Origin of the sequence: Streptomyces sp. NPDC102437 (assembly GCF_044765565.1) — a bacterium.
Taxonomy (GTDB): domain Bacteria; phylum Actinomycetota; class Actinomycetes; order Streptomycetales; family Streptomycetaceae; genus Streptomyces.
This window is the reverse complement of sequence record NZ_JBIWKI010000121.1, coordinates 1-3,732: the sequence shown is the minus strand read 5'-3', so window position 1 is coordinate 3,732 and position 3,732 is coordinate 1. Positions and strand designations below refer to the sequence as shown.

Sequence of the window (3,732 nt, the reverse complement as noted above, 5' to 3'; positions counted from 1 at the left end):
GATCACCGATCGCCTTCGAGAACGCCCTCCAACACACACCAACTACGCTGGCACCAGCCGCATAACTCGTGTCCAGGATTCGGGGTCAAGGCCCGACCACAGCTTCTTCTTCTGTGCCCGGCCCGACGCCGAGCAGGCCATTCCCTACGGTGTCTACGACCTCACCGCCGATACCGGCTGGGTCAACGTCGGGTGCGACCACGACACGGCCGCCTTCGCGGTCGCTTCCATCCGCCGTTGGTGGCAGGCTCGCGGACGGGACGACTACCCGCAGGCCACCCGGCTGCTGATCACCGCGGACGCGGGCGGCTCCAACGGTTACCGCAGCCGGGTCTGGAAGGCCGAACTGGCCGCGCTGGCCGCCGAGACGGGCCTGAAGATTACGGTGTGTCACTTTCCGCCGGGTGCTTCAAAATGGAATAAAATTGAGCACCGGCTGTTCTCCCACATCACGATGAACTGGCGCGGCCGGCCGCTGACCAGCCACGAAGTCGTCGTCCAGACCATCGCCTCAACCCGGACCCGCACCGGGCTACGGGTCGAGGCCGCCCTGGACACCGGCGCCTATCCCACCGGCGTCACGGTCGGCACCGACCGCATGAAGGCACTTCCCCTCGAGCCGCACACCGAGCGCGGCACCTGGAACTACACCATCCGCCCCGCGGACAAGCCCACCGTCCCGGCGGCTCCCGGGAAGGCCCCGCTGCTGGAGCGGGCGGCGGCCCTTGAGCTGCTGTCCGACCCGCGCCTGACCGGGATGAGCCACGAAGAACTGGACGCGATGGCCCGGCACCTGGCCCCCGCCCAGGCCGCACGCGCGAAGAACTCCGCCACCAGCAGCGCGGCGGGAAACGCCGCCAGGTCCCGGGAGCCCACGGCCGGTCCCTGCTCTCGGCCAGGCACCGCCTCCTGATCACCGTCCTGCATCTGCGGCAGGTGTGCGCCCAGAAAGTCCTGGCCGAGATCCTCCAGGTCACCCCGCCGGCGATCGGCCAGGCAATCAGGGAGACCCGGTCTGTGCTGGACGAACACCACTACGCCATCACCCCCACCGCCTTGCACTTCACCCAGGCGCAGGAGGTCCTTGCCTTCGTACGGACTGGCTCCGCCACCCCGCCCCGGCGGTCGGACATCTCCACGGTGCTGTCCGACCCGTCACTGACCGGCATGAGCCGCGAGGACCTGCAGAAACTGACCGATCGGCTGCTGGTGAGGTATACGGCCCTGCGGGAACGGCGCCGTTACCAGCGGCGCGGCGGGCCGCGCCAGCCCGGGACGAACGGAGGCGCCTTCCACCAGAAGATCCTCCACGCGGAACGCATCCTGATCGCAGTCCTCCACCAGCGCACCGTATGCACCCGACAGGTACTCGCCGACCTCTTCGACGTCACCCCGCAGACCATCGGCACCATCTTCCGTGACCTCCGCCCCCTCCTGGAAGAAGACGGCCACCTCCCGACACCGGCCACGCCCTTCCGCACCGCAGCGGACCTCCTCGCCTCCGTCGCACCACCCGAAAACGCTCTGCAGAAGGCCGAATCACCACATTGATTCTTTACAAGCCCTCGGCGGAGCGCAGCGGTTCCTGGCCGCGTTCAGTGGCATCTCACCCCACTTCCGGCCCCGCCGCCACCTGATGACCGCCACCGAATACCGCGCCGAGATGACCACCCGCTTCGTGATCTGGGACCAGATCACCGGCGCCACTACCCCGCCCACCACAGCGTGACCCAGGCCCCCGCCCAGACCGCTACACGCCCTGACGCGCCCTCAATCGATCAACATCCCACCAACGTGACAACGCCCCCCGGCGAGCTCGGAAACGGTGACCGGTGAGGCCAGCCACCGGTAGTAGGGCTGGCGGGCCAGCCCGAGCACCCGGCACGTCACCGCCACCGGCACCCGGTGAGGGGCAGCGGCGGCGGCCAGCTCGCGGACGAGCGGGTACATCATTTTGACGGCAGGTTCGCCTGCGACAGATACGCCGCAGCCCTGCGCAGAACCTCGTTCTCCTGCTCCAGCAGCCGGATGCGCTTGCGGGCCTCGCGCAGCTCGGCCGACTCACCCGACGCTGTCGCGGGCCTGCCGCCGTCATCGGTGTTGGCACGGCGCAGCCACTTCGACAGCGTGATCGGGTGGACGCCGAAGTCGGCGGCGATCTGTTCCAGCGTGACGCCGGGTTCACGGTTGCGCGCGACCCGCACAACGTCCTCGCGGAACTCCTTCGGATACGGCTTGGGCACTGCAACATCCTTCCAGGCCGCCTCTCAGCAAGCCAGGTCAGGTGTCACTTATCCGTGCAGCAGTCCCTTGAAGCAGCCGCGCGTGCGACTGTCCGTTCCCAGTGCTTGTGGGGGTTTCCCGCTGGATCTGCTCGGCGAAGTGATCGAGTCCCGATCAATCTGCGCGGCGAATGTCCTGTCTCTCTGAAGCCGAAGCAGTCTCGGTCGATGTGAGGCATCGGGCTGTACGTCTCGCTCAATCTCGGGCAACTGCCCCTGTGTCTCGCGTGTCAGCCCGGCGCGTCCATCAGGGCGGTGACATAGGCATCCAGCCGCTCCTCCACAGCTCGCGTCGTCAGCTCTGTTCTCCCGGCCTCCCGCCACGGCTGCGACACCGACTGCACTTCCTCCGAGGCGGCCAGCGCGTCCCGCACCCGCCAGTACAGCCGCTCGCTCACGCTCGCAGCCAGCACACCGCCGGCCTCTTCGTACGCCTCGGCGAACCGCAGCCCCCAAGCCGGGCCGTGCAGCAGCGCGAGATTGACGGAGCAGTGCGCCACATCGAGATCGGCCGGGCCCCAGGAGGCTCCTGCCCAGTCGATGACACCGGTGATCCGAGCGCCTTCCGGGTTCGAAGGCGCCACGTCGAACAGCACGTTGCCGGGTTGGAAGTCTCGGTGCAGGAAGCGCCCTTCATAAGGTGGCGCGGGTCTGCGGATCACTTCGATAGCCGCGGCCCATACGGCCGCGTCGGCGCCCTTGGGAACCACGACGGTGTCGGCGGTCGTCAACGTCGTGTATTCCCGGGGCCGCTCAGCGGGGTACACCGCGTGGATCGCAACAAGTTGACGGGCCAGCAGGCGCACACGCGCCTCCACTCCCATATCGTCAAGGACCGTCCGGCCTGCCAGATGGGTCATCAGGAGCGACGGATACTCGCACTGCGCGGCGGTCGGATCAACCGCGACCAGCGAAGGAGCCGGCAGGCCGGTCCCCGCGAGCAAGGTCAGAGCGCCGGCCTCCCCAATCAGCCCGTCCTCGGCGTTCTCCATGTAAAACGGGTCGACGTAGCTCCGCAGCACCAGGTCATGGGTGCCTCCGTCCCGTGTGCCGATGATCAGCCTCCGCATCTCGGCGGTGATGCCGCCGTGCAGCGCCTCGGCTCTGACGATCCGTTCGCCAGCCTCCAGGTGCCGACTCACCCAAACCAGCGTCAACGGTCGGACGGTCGCGGTCTCATCGTGGTTCATCACCGTGCCACCTCATCATCCGGGCGGCGGCACGGGCGAAGGCTTTTACAGGTACCGACGGCAGTGCGGCTCAGTCCTTCCAGCAAGCCTGGATCCGGACGCAGATGCTCTACGAGGCGCAAGTCAGAAGTCAGTTGGGCGAGGCAGACGGGCACTCGGTATCTCAGAAGCCGTTGTCGTACCGAGAGGTTCGGTTGCGGGTCGAACTTGGGTGCCCGGTTGAGTGATCGGCTCGTGGCCGGGGAATGAAAGCAGGGCCT

At 67.7% G+C, this 3,732-nt stretch carries 1 protein-coding gene and 3 pseudogenes; 2 read left to right on the top strand and 2 right to left on the bottom strand.

What is annotated here, in order from left to right; genetic code table 11:
* Nucleotides 1–94: 94 nt before the first annotated feature.
* Nucleotides 95–1,551 (top strand): annotated as a pseudogene (locus ACIRJP_RS42055) (ISAzo13 family transposase); the annotation flags it as partial.
* 16 nt (nucleotides 1,552–1,567) lie between these two features.
* Nucleotides 1,568–1,729: pseudogene (locus ACIRJP_RS42050) on the top strand (IS6 family transposase); the annotation flags it as partial.
* 95 nt (nucleotides 1,730–1,824) lie between these two features.
* On the opposite strand, the pseudogene ACIRJP_RS42045 reads toward ACIRJP_RS42050, so the two are convergent.
* Nucleotides 1,825–2,243 (bottom strand): annotated as a pseudogene (locus ACIRJP_RS42045) (transposase); the annotation flags it as partial.
* Nucleotides 2,244–2,512: 269 nt separating this feature from the next.
* The gene (locus ACIRJP_RS42040; RefSeq protein WP_404186445.1) at nucleotides 2,513–3,472 is read right to left on the bottom strand and encodes a phosphotransferase family protein; all 960 of its coding nucleotides are present in this window, start codon (nucleotides 3,470–3,472) and stop codon (nucleotides 2,513–2,515) included.
* Between the last annotated feature and the right edge of the window lie 260 nt (nucleotides 3,473–3,732).